General features: G+C 66.7%; 13 protein-coding genes. All 13 read right to left on the bottom strand.

Going from position 1 to position 16,485, the window contains the following annotated elements; all coding sequences use genetic code 11:
* Nucleotides 1-7: 7 nt before the first annotated feature.
* Entirely contained in the window at nt 8-307 is a 300-nt protein-coding gene (locus KDW96_RS08270) for a DUF2845 domain-containing protein (protein ID WP_255839945.1), read from the bottom strand.
* Nucleotides 308-369: 62 nt separating this feature from the next.
* Complete coding sequence (locus KDW96_RS08265) at nt 370-651, bottom strand: DUF2845 domain-containing protein (RefSeq protein ID WP_370295381.1); 282 nt, start codon at nt 649-651, stop codon at nt 370-372.
* Nucleotides 652-669: 18 nt separating this feature from the next.
* Nucleotides 670-3,567, bottom strand: a complete 2,898-nt coding sequence (locus tag KDW96_RS08260; RefSeq protein ID WP_255839943.1) for a DUF748 domain-containing protein — start codon at nt 3,565-3,567, stop codon at nt 670-672.
* Nucleotides 3,568-3,669: 102 nt separating this feature from the next.
* Entirely contained in the window at nt 3,670-4,686 is a 1,017-nt protein-coding gene (locus KDW96_RS08255; RefSeq protein WP_255839942.1) for a class I SAM-dependent rRNA methyltransferase, read from the bottom strand.
* A 98-nt stretch (nt 4,687-4,784) separates the two neighbouring features.
* Nucleotides 4,785-5,963, bottom strand: coding sequence for an acetyl-CoA C-acetyltransferase (locus tag KDW96_RS08250; protein ID WP_255839941.1), 1,179 nt, complete (start codon nt 5,961-5,963; stop codon nt 4,785-4,787).
* A 287-nt stretch (nt 5,964-6,250) separates the two neighbouring features.
* Complete coding sequence (gene acs / locus KDW96_RS08245; protein ID WP_255839940.1) at nt 6,251-8,188, bottom strand: acetate--CoA ligase; 1,938 nt, start codon at nt 8,186-8,188, stop codon at nt 6,251-6,253.
* Nucleotides 8,189-8,309: 121 nt separating this feature from the next.
* Nucleotides 8,310-9,974, bottom strand: coding sequence for a glucose-6-phosphate isomerase (gene pgi, locus KDW96_RS08240; protein WP_255839939.1), 1,665 nt, complete (start codon nt 9,972-9,974; stop codon nt 8,310-8,312).
* 110 nt (nt 9,975-10,084) lie between these two features.
* Nucleotides 10,085-10,465, bottom strand: a complete 381-nt coding sequence (gene panD / locus KDW96_RS08235) for an aspartate 1-decarboxylase (protein ID WP_208708323.1) — start codon at nt 10,463-10,465, stop codon at nt 10,085-10,087.
* Between the two features lie 81 nt (nt 10,466-10,546).
* Nucleotides 10,547-11,407 (bottom strand): pantoate--beta-alanine ligase, encoded by an 861-nt coding sequence (panC, locus tag KDW96_RS08230; RefSeq protein WP_255839938.1) that lies wholly within the window; start codon nt 11,405-11,407, stop codon nt 10,547-10,549.
* Nucleotides 11,404-12,204: a 3-methyl-2-oxobutanoate hydroxymethyltransferase gene (gene panB, locus KDW96_RS08225; protein ID WP_255839937.1), complete on the bottom strand. Its 801-nt coding sequence runs from the start codon at nt 12,202-12,204 to the stop codon at nt 11,404-11,406. Before panB ends, panC begins: the two co-directional genes overlap by 4 nt.
* Nucleotides 12,205-12,455: 251 nt before the next feature.
* Nucleotides 12,456-12,938 carry a 2-amino-4-hydroxy-6-hydroxymethyldihydropteridine diphosphokinase gene (folK, locus tag KDW96_RS08220; RefSeq protein ID WP_255839936.1) on the bottom strand — a complete coding sequence of 161 codons (483 nt, stop codon included), beginning with the start codon at nt 12,936-12,938 and terminating at the stop codon, nt 12,456-12,458.
* Nucleotides 12,938-14,344, bottom strand: a complete 1,407-nt coding sequence (locus tag KDW96_RS08215) for a polynucleotide adenylyltransferase PcnB (protein ID WP_255839935.1) — start codon at nt 14,342-14,344, stop codon at nt 12,938-12,940. Before KDW96_RS08215 ends, folK begins: the two co-directional genes overlap by 1 nt.
* 694 nt (nt 14,345-15,038) lie before the next feature.
* Nucleotides 15,039-16,463: a sigma-54-dependent transcriptional regulator gene (locus KDW96_RS08210; protein ID WP_255839934.1), complete on the bottom strand. Its 1,425-nt coding sequence runs from the start codon at nt 16,461-16,463 to the stop codon at nt 15,039-15,041.
* Nucleotides 16,464-16,485: the final 22 nt, after the last annotated feature.

Genomic DNA, 16,485 nt, shown 5'->3' with positions numbered 1-16,485 from the left:
GCGTTTGTCAGTGGCCCCGTTCGCTGTCGATGCGCTCCAGGCGATTGCCCTCGAAACGCAGGAAGTGGTACATGCCGTTGCGCGGGCCGTAGGTCCATTCCTCGACCGTCACTTCGTGGCGAAAGCCGTAATAGTCCTGCACTTCGCGGTAGCCGAGGAAGTCGCGACTGACCGGTTCGCCGCATTTGTCGAGGACCTCGGCGCTGCTGTCGTCGCGGCTGACCAGATCGCTGCCGCAACGCAGGGTCGAGGCCGCGTCGACGCCGGTCGACAGGATCAACGCCAGGAGGAAGAGGGGATATTTCATCGTGCGACCGCAAGTTGCCATGGAGACCCCAGCCTATACCCAGGAGCGGCCGTGCGTCAGCGCTAGCGTCGCCGTTCGATGCGGATCAGGCGGTTGCCTTCGAAGGTGAGAATGCTCAGCACGCCGTTGTTGGGGCCGTAGACCCATTCCTCGATCTTGAACTCGCGCCGGTCATAGGGGCCCAGGGTGTAACCGACCAGGTCACGGAAGGCCGGTTCGCCGCACTTCTGCTGCACCTCGAAGCTGCGGTCGCCGAGGCTGACCAGCTGGCTGCCGCAGCGCAGGGTGTCGGCCTGGGCCCAGGCGGCGCAGCCCATTAGCAGGGCCAGAGTGAAGCTTTTCATGGTCATCACCGCTTCAGCCTATTCGCTATCGAGGTGCAGTGGGGTGGCCACTCGACCATCGGCGCCGGGGTCGCCCAGGCCGACGTCGAGCAGGTAGATGCGCTCCTGGGCCAGGCCGCCCTGATCGACCAGGTAGGCCTTGATGCTGGCGGCGCGCTCCTGACCCAGCTGGCGCAGCAGCAGCTTGCTCTGCGACCAGGACTGCAGCACGGCCTCGGCCAGCTTGGCGGCGCGCTGCGCCTCGTCCAGTTGCGCCCACTCGGCCGGCGGTTGCTGCTTCAGGCGGCTGCGGTAGATGCCCTCGAGCAGCGCGCGCTTCTCGTCCTCGGGAACCTGCAGTTGGGCCGGGTCATCCGGCACGGTTTCGCCACGCCCCTGCAGCAGCTTCTGGTAGGCGGACTGGTAGGCACGGTGCAGGCGTTGCTCGGCCAGCGGCGGCCCATCGCTGCCGGGGGCGCTAAGGCCTTCGACTTCCAGTCGCAGTGTTGGGCGCTGCTGCAGGGCGCTGGCCAGGGTGTCCAGGCCAGCCGTAGCCGCGGTATCGAGGGTGGCGCTGCCCGGGGCGAACGGCACGCTGCTGAGGTCCTGCTGCGAGCCCGTGGTGACCAGACCGCCGAGAAACTTGAACGGCGCCTGCACGGCACGCGCCACCAGGCCGCGCAGGGTCTTCCAGACAATCGGCATGACGTCGAAGTCGGGGCTGTTGAGGTTGCCCTGCACCGGCAGCTGGATGGCGATCCTGCCGTCCGAGTCCTTGAGCAGGGCCACTGCCAGGCGGACCGGCAGATCGACGGCGCTGGGGCTGTCGACCTGCTCACCCAGCTGCAGCTGCTCGACCACCACGTTGTTCTCGGCCTTGAGCTGGCCCTTGTCGATGCGGTAGTGCAGATCCAGGTTGAGCCGGCCCTTGCGGATGCGGTAACCGGCGAACTTGCCGGAATAGGGGGTCAAGGTGGTCAGTTCGACCTGCTTGAACTGACTGGTGATATCCAGACTGTCCAGCGGGTTGAACGGATTGAGGCTGCCGTTGATGCTCACCGGGGCATAGCGGTCGACCTTTCCGCTGATGGCCACGCTGGCCGGCGCGGCGCTGCGGCTGTCGAGGGTGCCGATGCGGCCGTTGAGCTGCTGGATGGCGGTGGCGAAGTTGGGGGTCAGGCTGAAGTCGGCGAAATTGGCCGAACCCTCTGCGATGGTGATCTCGCCGATACGGATCGCCAGTGGTTTGCCTTGGGTGTCGCTCGATCGGGCAGAGTTCTGCGCGGCCGTTGGCTTGGGCTGGGTGATCATCAGGTCGTTGAGGTTGGTGGTCAGGTCCTCGTTGACGATGAAGCGCCCGTAGGGCTGCTGTAGCTTCACTTGGCCGATGCTCAGACGCTCGCCGTGGCGATAGTCGAGGCCATCCAGTTCGAGCCGCTGCCAGCGCACGAAGTCGCGTTCCTTGAGGGTGTCGAGGCTGTGCAGCCCGTTGACCTGGGCGCTGCCGGTCACGGCGAACGCCAGGGGTGCGGTGCCGTTGAGGACCAGCTTGAGGTCGCTGGCGAGCTGGCCGCTGCGCAGCTCCAGGCGCAGTAGGGGGCTGAGGTAGGCCTGGGCCGGGCGCAGGTCGATGTCGCGGCTGCTGATCTGCAGCTCGGCGGCGGTGGGGCTCAGTTGCACCTGGCCCTCGGCTTTCAGCCGGCCTTTGCCGCCCACGCCGGTGTCCAGGCGCAGGTTGAAGGGCGCCGTACCACGGCTGTCGAAGTCCTTGAGGTCGAGGTCCAGTGGGCCGAGCATCAGCTCGACCGCCGGCTGCGGAACCCGATCGGCCAGGTGGACGCGGTAATCGCGCAGTTGCGCGTCGGCCAGCAGCACCTGCCAGGCCTTGCCGGGCGTCTGCTGGGCCGGCGCGGCCTTGGCCGCCGAGCCGGCATCGGGCGCCAGCAGCTTCAGCCAGTCCAGCTGGCCATCGGCCTCGCGCGCCGCCCAGGTTTCCAGCTTCTGGCTGCGCAGCGTGCCGATGCGCAGCTGACGCTTGCCCAGGTCGACACGGGTGTCGGCGATGTCCAGGCGCGCCAGCTTCACCAGCGCGCGGCCATCCGCTGCCTTGAGGGCGAGAGGCGCGACGCTCGCCTGGGCATTCTCCAGGTTGAGCTGCAGGCCGTCGGCCAGGCTCAGTCGATAGTCGCTGGCCAGGCTGAGTCGGCCTTGTTCCAGCACCAGGGGCAGGGCGTCGCGCACGTAGGGCCAGATATCCGCGAGGCGCGCGTCGCGCAGCTGCAAGTGGCCGCTGGAACTGAGCGGCACCAGGCTGAGCTGGCCGCGCCACTCGATGTTTCCACCTCGTGGGGCGTTGGCGCTCAGGGTCAGCTCGGCCTGTTCCTCGGCCAGGGTACTGAGGTTGCGCAGCTCGAGGTTGAGATTGTCATAGAGCACCTCGACAGGCTCGCTCGGGCGCAGGTCCTGGAACCTGAAATTGCCGCCGCTCAGGTGCAAGGCATCGATGCGCAGGGCGAAAGGCTCGCTGGATGCTTGTGGCTCTTCGGGTGGCGTGGGCTCGGGCAGCTTGAACAGCTGGCTGAGGTTGAGTCGGCCCTGGCGGTCGAAGCGCACCTCGGCGTGGGGCTTTTCCAGCTCGACTCGCGCCAGGTGCAGGGCGCCGCCCCACAGGCTGTCGAGTTCAAGGTCGGCCGACAGGCGTTCGAAGGCCAGCGGCGCCGGGTCCGCCTCGCCGACTCTCAGGCCCCACAGGCTGAGCTCCAGGCGCACGGGGTCGAACTGCAGGCGCTCCAGGCTGGCGGGCTGATTGCTGTAGTGCATCAGTTGCTGGTTGGCGATGCGCAGGGCGACCCCGGGCAGGATCAGATAACCCAGCAGGCCGTAGAACAGGGCGGCGATCAACAAGGCGCCAGCGGCGCGTTTCAGTCCTTTGTGCATGATGAGGCGTCAACTTTCCCGACGAGAAACGCCTTGGAGTATGGCACGGGCTGGTGGTTCAAAATGCCTGCTGCTGCGGCTTTTGCATCGCCTGCAAGCCGCTCAGAATCTCAGGATCAGGGTTTTCAGCGGCGGTTGGCCGTCCAGTGAGGGAAAGTCGGCCGCCGGCGCCAGCACCTGGCAGTCGCGCACCGGACGGCCGAGCTTGTCGGCGCAGCGCAGCACCTGCTCGCGCCAGTCGGCGAGGGCGACCTTCGCCAGGTTGTTGCAACACACCAGCACGCCGTCGGCGGCGGTGGCGAGGATCGCCGGCTTGAGCAGGCTCTGGTAGTCGCGCAGCAGGTCGACGGTGCCGAAGGCGCTCTTGGCCCAGGCCGGCGGGTCGAGAAATACCAGGTCGAACTGGCGCGCGGCCAGGCGCGGGTAGCTGGGCAGCGGGTGGCCACGGCGCTGGGCCACCGGCAGGCCGGCCAGTTGGCGGATGGCCGGAAAGTAGTCCGACTGGATGAACTGCATCGGCGGCAGCTCGGGGTTGAGCGCGGCATTCTCGCGGCCGACCGCCAGGTTGCCTTCGGCGAAGTCCAGGTTGAGCGATTCGCGGGCGCCGCCAGCGCTGGCGGCGAGACCGACGCCACAGGTGTAGGCGAACAGGTTGAGCACGGACTTGTCGGCACTGTGAGCCTTGACCCAGCCGCGGGCATTGCGCAGGTCGAGAAACAGCAGCGGGTCCTGGCCGGCATGGCGGCCGCGCACCCGATAGTTGAGTCCCCACTCGTGGCCGACCAGGTCGTCCAGGGCCGCGTCCTCGGCACGGTAGACCGGGTCCTGCCGGTCGACTCGGGAATTACCCTGGGAGCGGTCGTTGTAGACCAGCAGCAGGGGCTCGTTGAGGTGCTCGCGGCAATTCTCGGCCAGGCGCAGCAGCTGATCGCGTTCGAGGCTCTGGTGAAAACTCTGTACCAGCAGTTGCGGGCCGTAGCGGTCCAGCGTCAGGCCGCCGGCGCCTTCCTGGCTGCCGTGGAACAGGCGATAACAGTCGGTGCCTTGCTGGTGCAGTTCATCGAGCAGCGGTTGGCGAGTATGAAGGGCGGCGCGCAGCGCCTGATCGAGAGAGGTCATGCGCGGCGGCTCGGAAAGAGGAGGCGCGCAGTTTAGCAAGAAAAAGCCGGCGGCCCCTGTCGAGGCGTCGCCGGCGTTCAGTCGCGCAGTGGCAGGGCTTAGCGTTCGATGGCCAGGGCCACGCCCTGACCGCCGCCGATGCACAGGGTGGCTAGGCCCTTCTTGGCGTCGCGCTTGATCATTTCGTGTAGCAGGGTCACCAGTACCCGGCAGCCGGAGCCGCCGATCGGGTGGCCCAGGGCGATGGCGCCACCGTTGACGTTGACCTTGTCGGCATCCCAGCCCAGTTCCTGGCCGACCGCCAGGGCCTGGGCGGCGAAGGCCTCGTTGGCCTCGATCAGGTCCAGTTGCGCGAGGCTCCAGCCGGCCTTGTCCAGGCAGCGGCGGGTGGCCGAGACCGGGGCGATGCCCATGATCGCCGGGTCGACCCCGGCGTTGGCATAGGCTTTTACGCGCGCCAGCACCGGCAGGCCGAGGGCCTCGGCCTTGGCCGCGCTCATCAGCAACACCGCGGCGGCGCCGTCGTTGAGGCTGGAGGCATTGCCGGAGGTGACGCTGCCGTCCTTCTTGAACGCCGGCTTGAGGGCGGCCAGGGATTCCGGGGTGGTGCCGGCGCGGGGTTGCTCGTCAGTGGCGAAGGACTTCGGCTCGCCCTTGCGCTGGGGAATCAGAATCGGGGTGATCTCATCCGCGAAGCGGCCCGACTCGATGGCCGCGGCGGCCTTGCGCTGCGAGGCGGCGGCGAAGGCGTCCTGCTCCTCGCGGCTGATGCTGTACTTGTCCACCAGGTTCTCGGCGGTGATGCCCATGTGGTAGTCGTTGAAGGCGTCCCACAGGCCGTCATGGATCATGGTGTCTATCAGCTTGCCGTGGCCCATGCGCAGGCCGCTGCGCATGTTGGGTACAACGTGGGGCGCCAGGCTCATGTTCTCCATGCCGCCGGCGATGATGACCTCGGCATCGCCGCAGCGAATCGCCTGGGCGCCCAGGTGCAGGGCCTTGAGCCCCGAGCCGCAGACCTTGTTCAGGGTCAGCGCCGGTACGGCGTGGGGCAGGTCGGCGAGGATCGCCGCCTGGCGCGCGGGATTCTGCCCGGCACCGGCGGTGAGCACCTGGCCGAGGATCACCTCGTCGACCTCGGCGCCGTTCAGGCCGGTCTGTTCGAGCAGGCGTCGGATCACCGCGGCACCCAGTTCTACGGCCGGAATACCGGCCAGCGAGCCCTGGAAGCTGCCGATGGCGGTGCGGGTGGCGGCGACGATGGCGACTTCTTGCATGATCGATCCTCACGAATGACGGGCGCGGCAGACCGCGAAGGGGCGTTATGTTGGCACAGAGGCTTTGCCGGCGGCCAGCGCGTGAAACCATTGCTCAGCCGGCAAGGCCGCTCTCAGCGCCGTCGTGCCCATCGAGCGATAACGTTTTAGCGCGCTTCGGCGGTGCCAATGGGGCGCATGGGGAGAGTCGTGTATGACTGGGGGAGGGGCTGGACGCAGCTCGGCCGCAGGTCGAATGTCCCTCGCAGCCGCCCTTGGGAGGGCGACTGGGGGAATGGTGGGGCGTTCTAGCGATTGAGTCGCTTGTCGATCAGGCCGTCGACCACCGAGGGGTCGGCCAGGGTCGAGGTGTCGCCGAGGCTGTCCAGTTCGTTGCAGGCGATCTTGCGCAGGATGCGCCGCATGATCTTGCCGGAGCGGGTCTTGGGCAGGCCGGGGGCCCACTGCAGCAGTTCGGGCTTGGCGAAGCTGCCGATTTCCTTGCCGACCAGGGCCAGCAGTTCCTTCTTCAGTTCATCGCTCGGCGCCACTCCGTTCATCGGCGTGACGAAGGCGTAGATGCCCTGACCCTTGACGTCGTGGGGGTAGCCGACCACCGCCGCTTCGGCCACCGCGTCGTGCAGCACCAGGGCACTTTCGACCTCGGCGGTGCCGATGCGGTGGCCGGAGACGTTGATCACGTCGTCGACCCGGCCGGTGATCCAGTAGTAACCATCCTCGTCGCGACGCGCACCGTCGCCGCTGAAGTAGTAGCCGGGGTAGGGCTTGAAGTAGGTGTCGATCAGTCGCTGGTGGTCGCCATAGACGCTGCGGATCTGGCTCGGCCAGCTGGCCTTGATTGCCAGCACGCCTGAGCCCGCGCCGTCGATCTCCTTGCCCTGGTCGTCCAGCAGCACCGGCTGCACGCCGAAGAACGGGCGGGTGGCCGAGCCGGGCTTGAGCTCCGTGGCGCCGGGCAGCGGGGCGATCATGATGGCGCCGGTCTCGGTCTGCCACCAGGTGTCGACGATCGGGCAGCGCTGGTCGCCGACCACGTTGAAGTACCACTCCCAGGCTTCCGGGTTGATCGGTTCGCCCACCGAGCCGAGCAGGCGCAGGCTGGCGCGCGAGGTGCTCTTGACCGGGCCTTCGCCTTCGCGCATGAGGGCGCGGATGGCGGTCGGTGCGGTATAGAAGATGTTCACCTGGTGCTTGTCGATCACCTGCCAGAAGCGCGAGGCGTCCGGATAGTTCGGCACGCCTTCGAAGATCAGGCTGGTGGCGCCGTTGGCCAGCGGACCGTAGACGATATAGCTGTGCCCGGTGACCCAGCCGACATCGGCGGTGCACCAGTAGATGTCGCCGTCGTGATAATCGAACACGTATTTGTGGGTCATCGCGGCCATCAGCAGATAGCCGCCGGTGGTGTGCAGCACCCCCTTGGGCTTGCCGGTAGAGCCGGAGGTATAGAGGATGAACAGTGGGTCCTCGGCCTCCATCGGCTCGGGCGCGCAGTCGAGGCTGGCTGCCTGCATGGCCTCGTGGAACCAGAGGTCGCGCTCGGGGTGCCAGTCGATCGTGCCCTGGGTGCGTTGCACCACCAGCACGCTGGAGACGTCCGGGCAGCTCTGCAGGGCCTTGTCGACATTGGCCTTGAGCGGTACGGATTTGCCGCCGCGCACGCCTTCATCGGCGGTGATCACGGTGCGGCAGTCCGCATCCAGGATGCGGTCGCGCAGGGCATCTGGAGAGAAACCGCCGAACACCACCGAGTGCACCGCGCCGATCCGTGTGCAGGCGAGCATGGCGTAGGCCGCCTCGGGGATCATCGGCATGTAGATGCACACCCGGTCGCCTTTCTGCACGCCGCGGCTCTTCAGCACGTTGGCCAGGCGACAGACATGCTGATGCAGTTCCCTGTAGGTGATGTTGGCGGATTCGCTGGGATTGTCGCCCTCCCAGATCAGGGCGATCTGCTCACCGCGCTGCTGCAGGTGACGGTCGATGCAGTTGTAGCTGACGTTCAGCTGGCCACCCTTGAACCAGGTGGCCTGGCCCTTGTACATGTCGACGTGGTGCACGCTCAGCCACGGCTTGAACCAGTCGAGGAAGACTTTCGCCTGCTCGGCCCAGAAGGTCTCCGGCTCTTCCACGGACTGCCGGTAGAGGCGCTGATAGTCGTGGTCGTTGAGGTGGGCGCGCTGGCGCACGGCGTCGGCCACCGGGTGGCGGGTGATCTCAAACATGGCGGGTCCTTTTGTCTGGTTGTGTCCGCGATGTCCGTAAGGTTAGCACCCCTGTGGCGGCCGGGTTCAAGCGTCGCCGCGCTGCGCCAAGGGCCCGGTCGGAACCGGGTCGTGGCGGGCTTCAGCCGCGGTGCCGAGCGCGGAAGAAGTCGATCAGACCCTGGGTGGAGGGGTCCTCGGCCGGCCCCGGTTCGCTGCTCAGCAGGCGCGAGTAGACGTTCTTGCCCAGCTCCTTGCCCAGCTCCACGCCCCACTGGTCGAAGGCGTTGATGCCCCAGATCGCGCTCTGGGCGAAGACCTTGTGCTCGTACAGGGCCACCAGGGCGCCGAGACGGCGCGGGCTGACCCGTTCCATCACCAGGGTGTTGCTCGGCCGGTTGCCGGGAATCACCTTGTGCGGCGCCAGGCGCTGCACCTCGTCCTCGTCCAGGCCCTTGGCGCGCAGTTCCGCCTCGGCTTCGGCCTGGGTCTTGCCGAGCATCAGCGCCTGGCTCTGCGACAGGCAGTTGGCGTACAGCCACTGGTGGTGGTCGGCCACCGGGTTGTAGCTGACCACCGGCACGATGAAGTCGGCCGGGATCAGCGCGGTGCCCTGGTGCAGCAACTGGTGATAGGCGTGCTGGCCGTTGCAGCCCACCCCGCCCCAGATCACCGGACCGGTGGCGCAGGGTACGGGGCGGCCATCCTGCAGCACGCGCTTGCCGTTGGACTCCATGTCCAGCTGCTGCAGGTGCTTGGTGATGTTGCGCAGGTAATGGTCGTACGGCAGGATCGCCTGGGTCTGGGCGCCCCAGAAGTTGCCGTACCAGATGCCCAGCAGCGCCATGAGCACCGGCATGTTCTGCTCGAAGGGCGCGCTGCGGAAATGCTCGTCCATGTTGTAGGCGCCGGACAGCAGCTCCTTGAAGTTGGACATGCCGATGGACATGGCGATCGGCAGGCCGATGGCCGACCACAGCGAGTAGCGCCCGCCGACCCAGTCCCACATCGGCAGGATGTTTTCCTCGTGGATGCCGAAGGCCACCGCCGCTTCGCGGTTGCTCGACACCGCGATGAAGTGGCGGTACAGCTCGGCCTCGGTGCCGCCCTGGGCCAGGTACCAGCGGCGCGCGGCCTGGGCGTTCTTCAGGGTTTCCAGGGTGCTGAAGGACTTGGACGAGACGATGAACAGGGTGGTTTCCGCGCGCAGCTTGGCCGCCAGCTCGTGGAATGAACTGCCATCGATATTGGCCAGGTAATGGCAGCGCACGCCGCGCTGGGCGAACGGCAGCAGCGCCTCGGAGACCAGCTGGGGGCCGAGGAAGGAGCCGCCGATGCCGATGTTGACCACGTCGGTGATGGGCTTCTCGCTGTAGCCGCGCCATAGGCCGTCATGCACCCGCCCAACCAGCTCGGTCATCTGGTGCAGCACGCGGTGCACCTCGGGCATCACGTCGACGCCGTCGACCAGCACCTGGTCGCCGATCGGCCGGCGCAAGGCGGTATGCAGGGCCGGTCGGTCCTCCGAGGCGTTGATCGGCTTGCCGTCGAACAGCGCGTCGATCGCCGGCTGCAGCCCGCATTCTCTTGCCAGTTGCACCAGCAGGTCACGGGTCTCGTAGGTGATCAGGTTCTTCGAATAGTCGAGAAACAGCCCGCAACTGCTCAGCGACAGTTGCTCGAAGCGCTGCGAATCCGCGTTGAACGCCTCGCGCATGCTGAAGTCCTGCAAGTCGGCTCTATGGCCTTGCAGTGCCTGCCAGGCGGGCAGTGCGGTGACATCGAGCGGTTGCTGGTAGTACGCCATTGCGGGGCTTCCTTCTGCGTGTGCGTTCACTGGAGATCGATCTTGAGGCAATAAAAAGCCCGGAGCACAGGTCGTGTCCGGGCTTTCAGTGTAACCGGCGGGGCGCCGCCTCAGGCAACCTGCAACGGAATGGCGTTGCTGGTGTGGCTCAGTTCGTTGCCCGGCGCCATGTACAGCATGCGCGGTTTGAAGCTGGCCAGCTCGGCCTCGCTGTACTGGGCGTAGGCGCAGATGATCACCCGGTCGCCGACCTTGGCCTTGTGCGCCGCCGCACCGTTCACCGAGATCATCCGCGAGCCGGCTTCGCCACGAATGGCGTAGGTGGTGAAGCGTTCGCCATTGTCGATGTTGTAGATCTGAATCTGCTCGTACTCGTGGATGCCGGCCAGGTCCAGCCACTCGCCGTCGATGGCGCAGGAGCCTTCGTAGTCGAGTACGGCGTGGGTGACTTCGGCGCGGTGCAGTTTGGCCTTGAGCATGATCGCGTGCATGGCGTTCTCCTGAACGTTTCCAAGGGCGGCCCTGCTCCGTGCGCGCGGCTCGAGTGGCCGGCGCAGGAGCGGGGCGCCGGGTTACGGGGTGGCGTCGAGGTCGAGCGCCAGGTTGTCGATCAATCGGGTGTTGCCGATGAAGGCGGCGACCAGAATCACCAGCTGGCGATCCTCCGCGGTTGCCGCGCGCAGGCTGTTGGCCTCGCGAATCTCCAGGTAGTCCGGGCGAAAGCCCACGGCCAGCTGTTGCTGCTGAGCGGCGGCGACCAGCTTGGCAAAGTCGCGGTCACCCTCGCGCAGCGCCGCCGCGATCTGCTGCAGGCCACGATACAGGTTGGGCGCCACGACCCGCTGTTCGGGGGTCAGGTAGCCGTTGCGCGACGACAGCGCCAGACCGTCCTCGGCGCGCACGGTAGGCGCGCCGATGATCTGTACCGGCATGTTCAGGTCGCGGACCAGGGCGCGGATCACCGCCAGCTGCTGGAAGTCCTTCTGGCCGAACACGGCGAGATCCGGCTGAACCATGTTGAGCAGCTTGGTCACCACGGTGGCCACGCCCTCGAAGTGCCCCGGGCGGCTGGCGCCACACAGGCCTTCGGATACCCGTGGCACGCTGACCCGGGTCTGGTCCCCCATGCCGTCGGGGTACATTTCCTCGACGCTGGGGGCGAACAGCAGGTGGCAGCCGGCGCCGAGCAGCTTTTCCTGGTCGTCGGCGAGGGTGCGCGGGTACTTGTCGAGGTCTTCGCTGGGGCCGAACTGCAGCGGGTTGACGAAGATGCTCGCCACCACAAAGTCGGCGCGCTGGGCAGCCTTGGTCACCAGCGCGGCATGGCCGGCGTGCAGGTTGCCCATGGTCGGCACGAAACCGATCTGTTTGCCCTCGGCCCGCGCCTGGGCCACGGCAGCGCGCAGGTCGCGGACGGTCTTGACCGTATTCATATGGAGAATCCGTGTTCGGGGGCGGGGAAGCTGTGTGTCTTGACGGCCTGGACGTAGGCGCCGAGGGCGGCCTGAATGCTGTTCTGGCCGGCCATGAAATCCTTGACGAACTTTGGTGTGCGACCGCTCAGGGACAGACCGAGCATGTCGTGCAGGACCAGCACCTGGCCGTCGGTGGCGCTGCCGGCGCCGATGCCGATCACCGGAATCTTCACCGCCTGGCTGATTTCCGCAGCCAGCTCGCTGGGCACGCACTCGAGCAGCAGCATGGCGGCGCCGGCCTGCTCCAGGGCCATGGCGTCGGCGCGCATCTGCCGTGCCTGAGCCTCCTGGCGCCCCTGGACCTTGTAGCCGCCGAGCAGGTTGACCGCTTGCGGGGTCAGGCCCAGGTGGACGCAGCAGGGCACGCCACGCTCGGCCAGCAGACGCACCGGCTCGGCCAGCCAGCCGGCGCCTTCCAGCTTGACCATGTGGGCGCCGGCCTGCATCAGGGTCGCGCAGTTGGCCAGCGCCTGCTCGGTGGTGGCATAGGCCATAAAGGGCAGGTCGACGAGAATCAGTGCGCCCTGGTTGCCGCGCTTGACGCTGGCGGTGTGGTAAGCCATCTCGGCGACAGTCACCGGCAGGGTACTGTCGTGCCCCTGCAGCACCATGCCGAGGGAATCGCCGACCAGCAGCACCTCGACCCCCGCCTGGCTGGCGGCCTGGGCGAAGGTGGCGTCGTAGCAGGTCAGCATGGCGATTTTCTCGCCGCTCTGCTTGAGGCTCTGCAGGGTGGTCAGGGTAACGTCAGGCATGCGAATCGTCCTCGATCAGGCGTCCAGCCAGCAGCCGGGCTGCTTCAAATCGGCCTGCATGGGCCTCGGTTTTCACCGGTGCGGGGCAACGGGACGCATATAGTCCTGATGGGGCGGCTTGAAGTCAATTGCGGGTGTTACCGGCGCGTTACTGGCGTTACCACCCATGCCGGGGCGCGTGGTGCTGGCCGGGCGCGTATTTTGCCGCAGGCGCAGCGCTCGGCTGCTGGCTGCAGCCAGAAGGGGCGGCGCTAGGGCAGGCGCTCCAGGCCCTGGAAGGGGCAGGCGGCGAGCAGCTGCTGCAGCGGGCGACCGTCGGGCAGCACCAGATCCGGCGCCAGCTCGGCCAGGGGGTAGAGCACGAAGGCCCGCGCGTGCATGTGGTAGTGCGGCACCGTCAGGCGCGGCTCGTCGAGGCGCCGCTGGCCGAACAGCAGGATGTCCAGATCCAGGGTGCGCGGACCCCAGCGTTCGGCCTTGCGCGTGCGGCCCTGGTTCAGCTCGATGGCCTGCAGGGCGTCGAGCAGGTCCAGCGGGCCGAGCGCGGTGTCGAGGGCGGCTACCGCGTTGACGTAGCGCGGCTGGTCTGCCGGGCCGAGTGGATCGCTGGCATAGAAGGACGAGGTGGCGCTCAGGCGCGAGTGTGGCAGTTCGGCCAGCGCGGCGAGGGCGCCGCGCAATTGCTGCAGGGGCTCGGCGAGGTTGCTGCCGAGGCCGATGTAGGCCCGTTCCATCAGTCGTTGCCGGGCTTCGTGGCGCCGTCATCGGCACCGCCGCGCTTGCGTCGGCCACCGCTGCGCTTGCGCTTGCGCGGTGCGCCAGGGCCGTCGTCCTTGCCGCTGAGGTCACGGATCATGGCGCGTCGCTCGCTGTCGCTGGCGTCCTGGTAGGTGGTCCACCAGTCGCCCAGGCCGCCGGTCTGCTCGCCGGCGCTCTCGCGCAGCAGGAGGAAGTCATAGCCGGCGCGGAAACGCGGGTTTTCCAGCAGCAGGTCGGCGCGCTTGCCGCTGCGCCGTGGCAGGCGCTCCTGCATGTCCCAGATCTCGCGGATCGGCAGGGTGAAGCGCTTGGGTACGGCGATGCGCTGGCATTGCTCGCTGATCAGTTCGTGGGCGGCTTCCTGCATGGCCGGGATCGGCGGCATGCCGCGCTCCTGCAGCTTCAGCACGCGGGCCGGCAGGGCTGGCCAGAGCAGTGCGGCGAAGAGGAAGGCCGGGGTCACGGTCTTGCCCTGTTGGATGCGCAGGTCGGTGTTGGCCAGGGCGTTGTGGATCAGGGTGTCGGTGTAGTCCGGGTTCTGCTTGAGCGCCGCGGCGCTGGCGGGGAACAGCTCGCCGAACAGGCCGTAGTCGACCAGCAGCTCGTAGGTGTAGACCGCGTAGCCGGCGAGGAACAGCTTGAGCACTTCCTCGAACAGGCGCGCCGAGGGGATCTCGCGCAGCATGGGTGCCAGCTTGTAGATGGGCGCGGCGCTGTGCTTCTCGATGTCGAAATCCAGCTTGGCGGCAAAGCGCACCGCCCGCAGCATGCGCACCGGGTCTTCCTGGTAGCGCTGGGTCGGATCGCCGATCAGGCGGATCAGGTGGTTGCGAATGTCGTGCACGCCGTGGGCGTAGTCGAGGATGCGCTCGCTGCTCGGGTCGTAGTACAGCGCGTTGATGGTGAAGTCGCGACGCTGGGCGTCGTCTTCCAGGCTGCCGTAGACGTTGTCGCGCAGGATGCGCCCGCTCTCGTTGCGCGAGGCCAGGTTGCTGTTCTCTTCTTCGTCGCCTTGGGGGTGGTTGGCGCGGAAGGTGGCGACCTCGATGATATCGCGACCGAAATGCACGTGCACCAGCTTGAAGCGTCGGCCGATCACCCGGGCGTTGCGAAATTCGGCGCGTACCTGTTCGGGGGTGGCGCTGGTGGCGACGTCGAAATCCTTGGGGTCGATGTCCAGCAGCAGGTCGCGCACGCAACCGCCGACCAGGTACGCCTGGTAGCCGGCACCCTGCAGGCGCTCGACCACGCTGACAGCGTAGCGGCTGATCTCCCCGCGGTGGATCGGGTGCTGATTGCTGTTCAGCACCTCGGGCGTGCTGTGCGAGTGTTTGGCGCGGCGCAGGGGGGAGCGTAAAGACTTGAACAGCTTTTTCAGCATGGGATGCACTGTATGACGGAATGACTGGCCAGAATACGTGATGGCCGCAGGATTGGCGCGGATTCTAGCATCGAGTCGGGAGATGGTGTAGGAAGCGGCGGGAGATAGTCGGGCTGGGCGGGGCAGAAGCTACTGGGGGAGCCTAGGCTCCCCCCCAAGTAGGTGCGTGCTTTGTTTTTATTGTTATGGCGAGCTTGTTGTTTTTGTCGGGTTGCTCGTTCCGGCGAGTCAGTGACTCGGGGAAAACCTCCCAAGCTGGGAGTCAGTAGCAAACGGATTACTTTGGATGCTGACGCTACCTTGATCAATCCGTGACCCAACCAGTGCGGGGGCTGCCTAGTGACAGTTTTATTGTTCTCGGTCTGGTTGTGGGGCAAGCCCCAAAGGCAATTCCGTTCCAAAATGATCAGTTAGCCGCGCCTCCGTCTTGTTGTTCTTGTTGTTCTGGAGTCGATACGTCTTATTTTTATTGTTTTGGGTGTCGCTTGTTATTGTTGTTGTCCCATAGATAAAGCAGATGCCGTGCCAGTTTTTTAGAATCCTTTAAAAACAAAGACTTGCGGCTGATTGGTGCTGCGGGGCGGGGACAAAAAAGCCGGGCTGTCGTTACCGATAGACCCGGCTTTTGTTACGAAGTGTCGATTGGGTAACAGCTCGGGGAACCTCCGCGCGGCGTGATTGTCGCCGCCGCGGCTCAGGTACCGGTCACCGCGCCCGACTTGCGCCGTGGAATGCCCAGGCGCTGGCGCCGCTCCCACAGGCACTTGCGGCTGATGCCGAGCTTGCGCGCCAGCTCGGTCTCGGTCATGTGGTCCTGGTGCTCCAGGACGAAATGCTGGAAGTAGTCTTCCAGCGACAGGTCCTCGGTCGGCTCCAGGCTGCTGTTGCTGGCATGGGATGAACTGCCAGCAGGCGCGTCATCGTCCTCGTCGAGATCGTTCAGCTCGATGTCGATGCCCAGCAGCTCGGCCGAGATGCTGCTGTTCTCGCAGAGGATCACCGCGCGTTCGATGGCATTCTCCAGCTCGCGGACGTTGCCCGGCCAGGAGTAGTGACGGATCGCCTGTTCGGCATCCTGGGCGAACTGCAGGTCGTCGCGGCCCATTCGGATGCACTGGCGCTGCAGGAAGGCGCGGGCGATCTCGATCACGTCGCTGCCGCGCTCGCGCAGGGCGGGCAGCTTCAGGGCGATGACGTGCAGGCGGTAGTAGAGGTCTTCGCGGAACTGGCCGATCTTGGCCAGGCCCTTGAGGTCGCGGTGGGTGGCGGCGATCAGGCGCACGTCGACCTTCTGCGACTGCACCGAGCCGACCCGGCGGATTTCGCCTTCCTGCAACACTCGCAGCAGCCGCGCCTGGGCCTCCAGGGGCAACTCGCCGATCTCGTCGAGGAACAGGGTGCCGCCGTCGGCCGCCTCGACCAGGCCGGCCCGGCTGGCGCTGGCGCCGGTGAAGGCGCCTTTCTCGTGGCCGAACAGCTCGGACTCGATCAGGGTTTCCGGAATCGCGGCGCAGTTGACCGAGATCAGCGGCGCCTTGGCGCGCTTGGACAGGTTGTGCAGGGCGCGCGCCACCAGCTCCTTGCCGGTGCCCGACTCGCCCTGGATCAGCACGTTGGAATCGGTCGGCGCGACCTTGCGGATCTTGCCGTACAGCTCCTGCATGGGCGGGCAGGAGCCGATGATGCCAATCTCGCCGTTGCTGCCGTCCTTGTCGCTGGCGCCGCGGCCGCTGCTGGCCGGGCGCTCGCCGGGGCTGCTCTTGGGCGTCTGATGGTCGCGGAGGATGCGCGCCACGGCCTGAAGCATCTCGTCATGGTCGAAGGGCTTGGCGATGTAGTCGACCGCGCCCATCTTCATCGAGTCGACGGCCGAGCGCAGGCTGGCGTAGCTGGTCATGATCAGCACCGGGGTGCCTTCGGCCAGCTTGATCATTTCGGTTCCCGGCGCGCCTGGCAGGCGCAGATCGCTGACGATCAGGTCGAAGCTGGGGATGCTGTAGCGTTCCTGCGCTTCCTGTACCGAGCCGGCTTCGCTGACCTGGTACTGGTTGCGCTCGAGCAGGCGGCGCAGGGCAGAGCGGATAATGGTTTCGTCTTCGACGATCAAAATATGAGGCATTAATCTGTTCTCTCGACGGTCT

This window comes from Pseudomonas benzenivorans, assembly GCF_024397895.1.
Taxonomy (GTDB): Bacteria; Pseudomonadota; Gammaproteobacteria; order Pseudomonadales; family Pseudomonadaceae; genus Aquipseudomonas; species Aquipseudomonas benzenivorans_A.
Note: the sequence above shows the minus strand (reverse complement) of the source record. Positions and strands in the feature narration are given on the sequence as shown.

Excerpts from the sequence above, each read along its gene's own strand:
- pgi (WP_255839939.1), bottom strand. The coding sequence starts at position 9,974 with ATGGCGTACTACCAGCAACCGCTCGATGTCACCGCACTGCCCGCCTGG.
- KDW96_RS08255 (WP_255839942.1), bottom strand. The coding sequence starts at position 4,686 with ATGACCTCTCTCGATCAGGCGCTGCGCGCCGCCCTTCATACTCGCCAA.
- KDW96_RS08210 (WP_255839934.1), bottom strand. The coding sequence starts at position 16,463 with ATGCCTCATATTTTGATCGTCGAAGACGAAACCATTATCCGCTCTGCC.
- acs (WP_255839940.1), bottom strand. The coding sequence starts at position 8,188 with ATGTTTGAGATCACCCGCCACCCGGTGGCCGACGCCGTGCGCCAGCGC.
- KDW96_RS08260 (WP_255839943.1), bottom strand. The coding sequence starts at position 3,567 with ATGCACAAAGGACTGAAACGCGCCGCTGGCGCCTTGTTGATCGCCGCC.
- KDW96_RS08270 (WP_255839945.1), bottom strand. The coding sequence starts at position 307 with ATGAAATATCCCCTCTTCCTCCTGGCGTTGATCCTGTCGACCGGCGTC.
- KDW96_RS08215 (WP_255839935.1), bottom strand. The coding sequence starts at position 14,344 with ATGCTGAAAAAGCTGTTCAAGTCTTTACGCTCCCCCCTGCGCCGCGCC.
- KDW96_RS08265 (WP_370295381.1), bottom strand. The coding sequence starts at position 651 with ATGAAAAGCTTCACTCTGGCCCTGCTAATGGGCTGCGCCGCCTGGGCC.
- panC (WP_255839938.1), bottom strand. The coding sequence starts at position 11,407 with ATGAATACGGTCAAGACCGTCCGCGACCTGCGCGCTGCCGTGGCCCAG.
- panD (WP_208708323.1), bottom strand. The coding sequence starts at position 10,465 with ATGCACGCGATCATGCTCAAGGCCAAACTGCACCGCGCCGAAGTCACC.
- folK (WP_255839936.1), bottom strand. The coding sequence starts at position 12,938 with ATGGAACGGGCCTACATCGGCCTCGGCAGCAACCTCGCCGAGCCCCTG.
- KDW96_RS08250 (WP_255839941.1), bottom strand. The coding sequence starts at position 5,963 with ATGCAAGAAGTCGCCATCGTCGCCGCCACCCGCACCGCCATCGGCAGC.
- panB (WP_255839937.1), bottom strand. The coding sequence starts at position 12,204 with ATGCCTGACGTTACCCTGACCACCCTGCAGAGCCTCAAGCAGAGCGGC.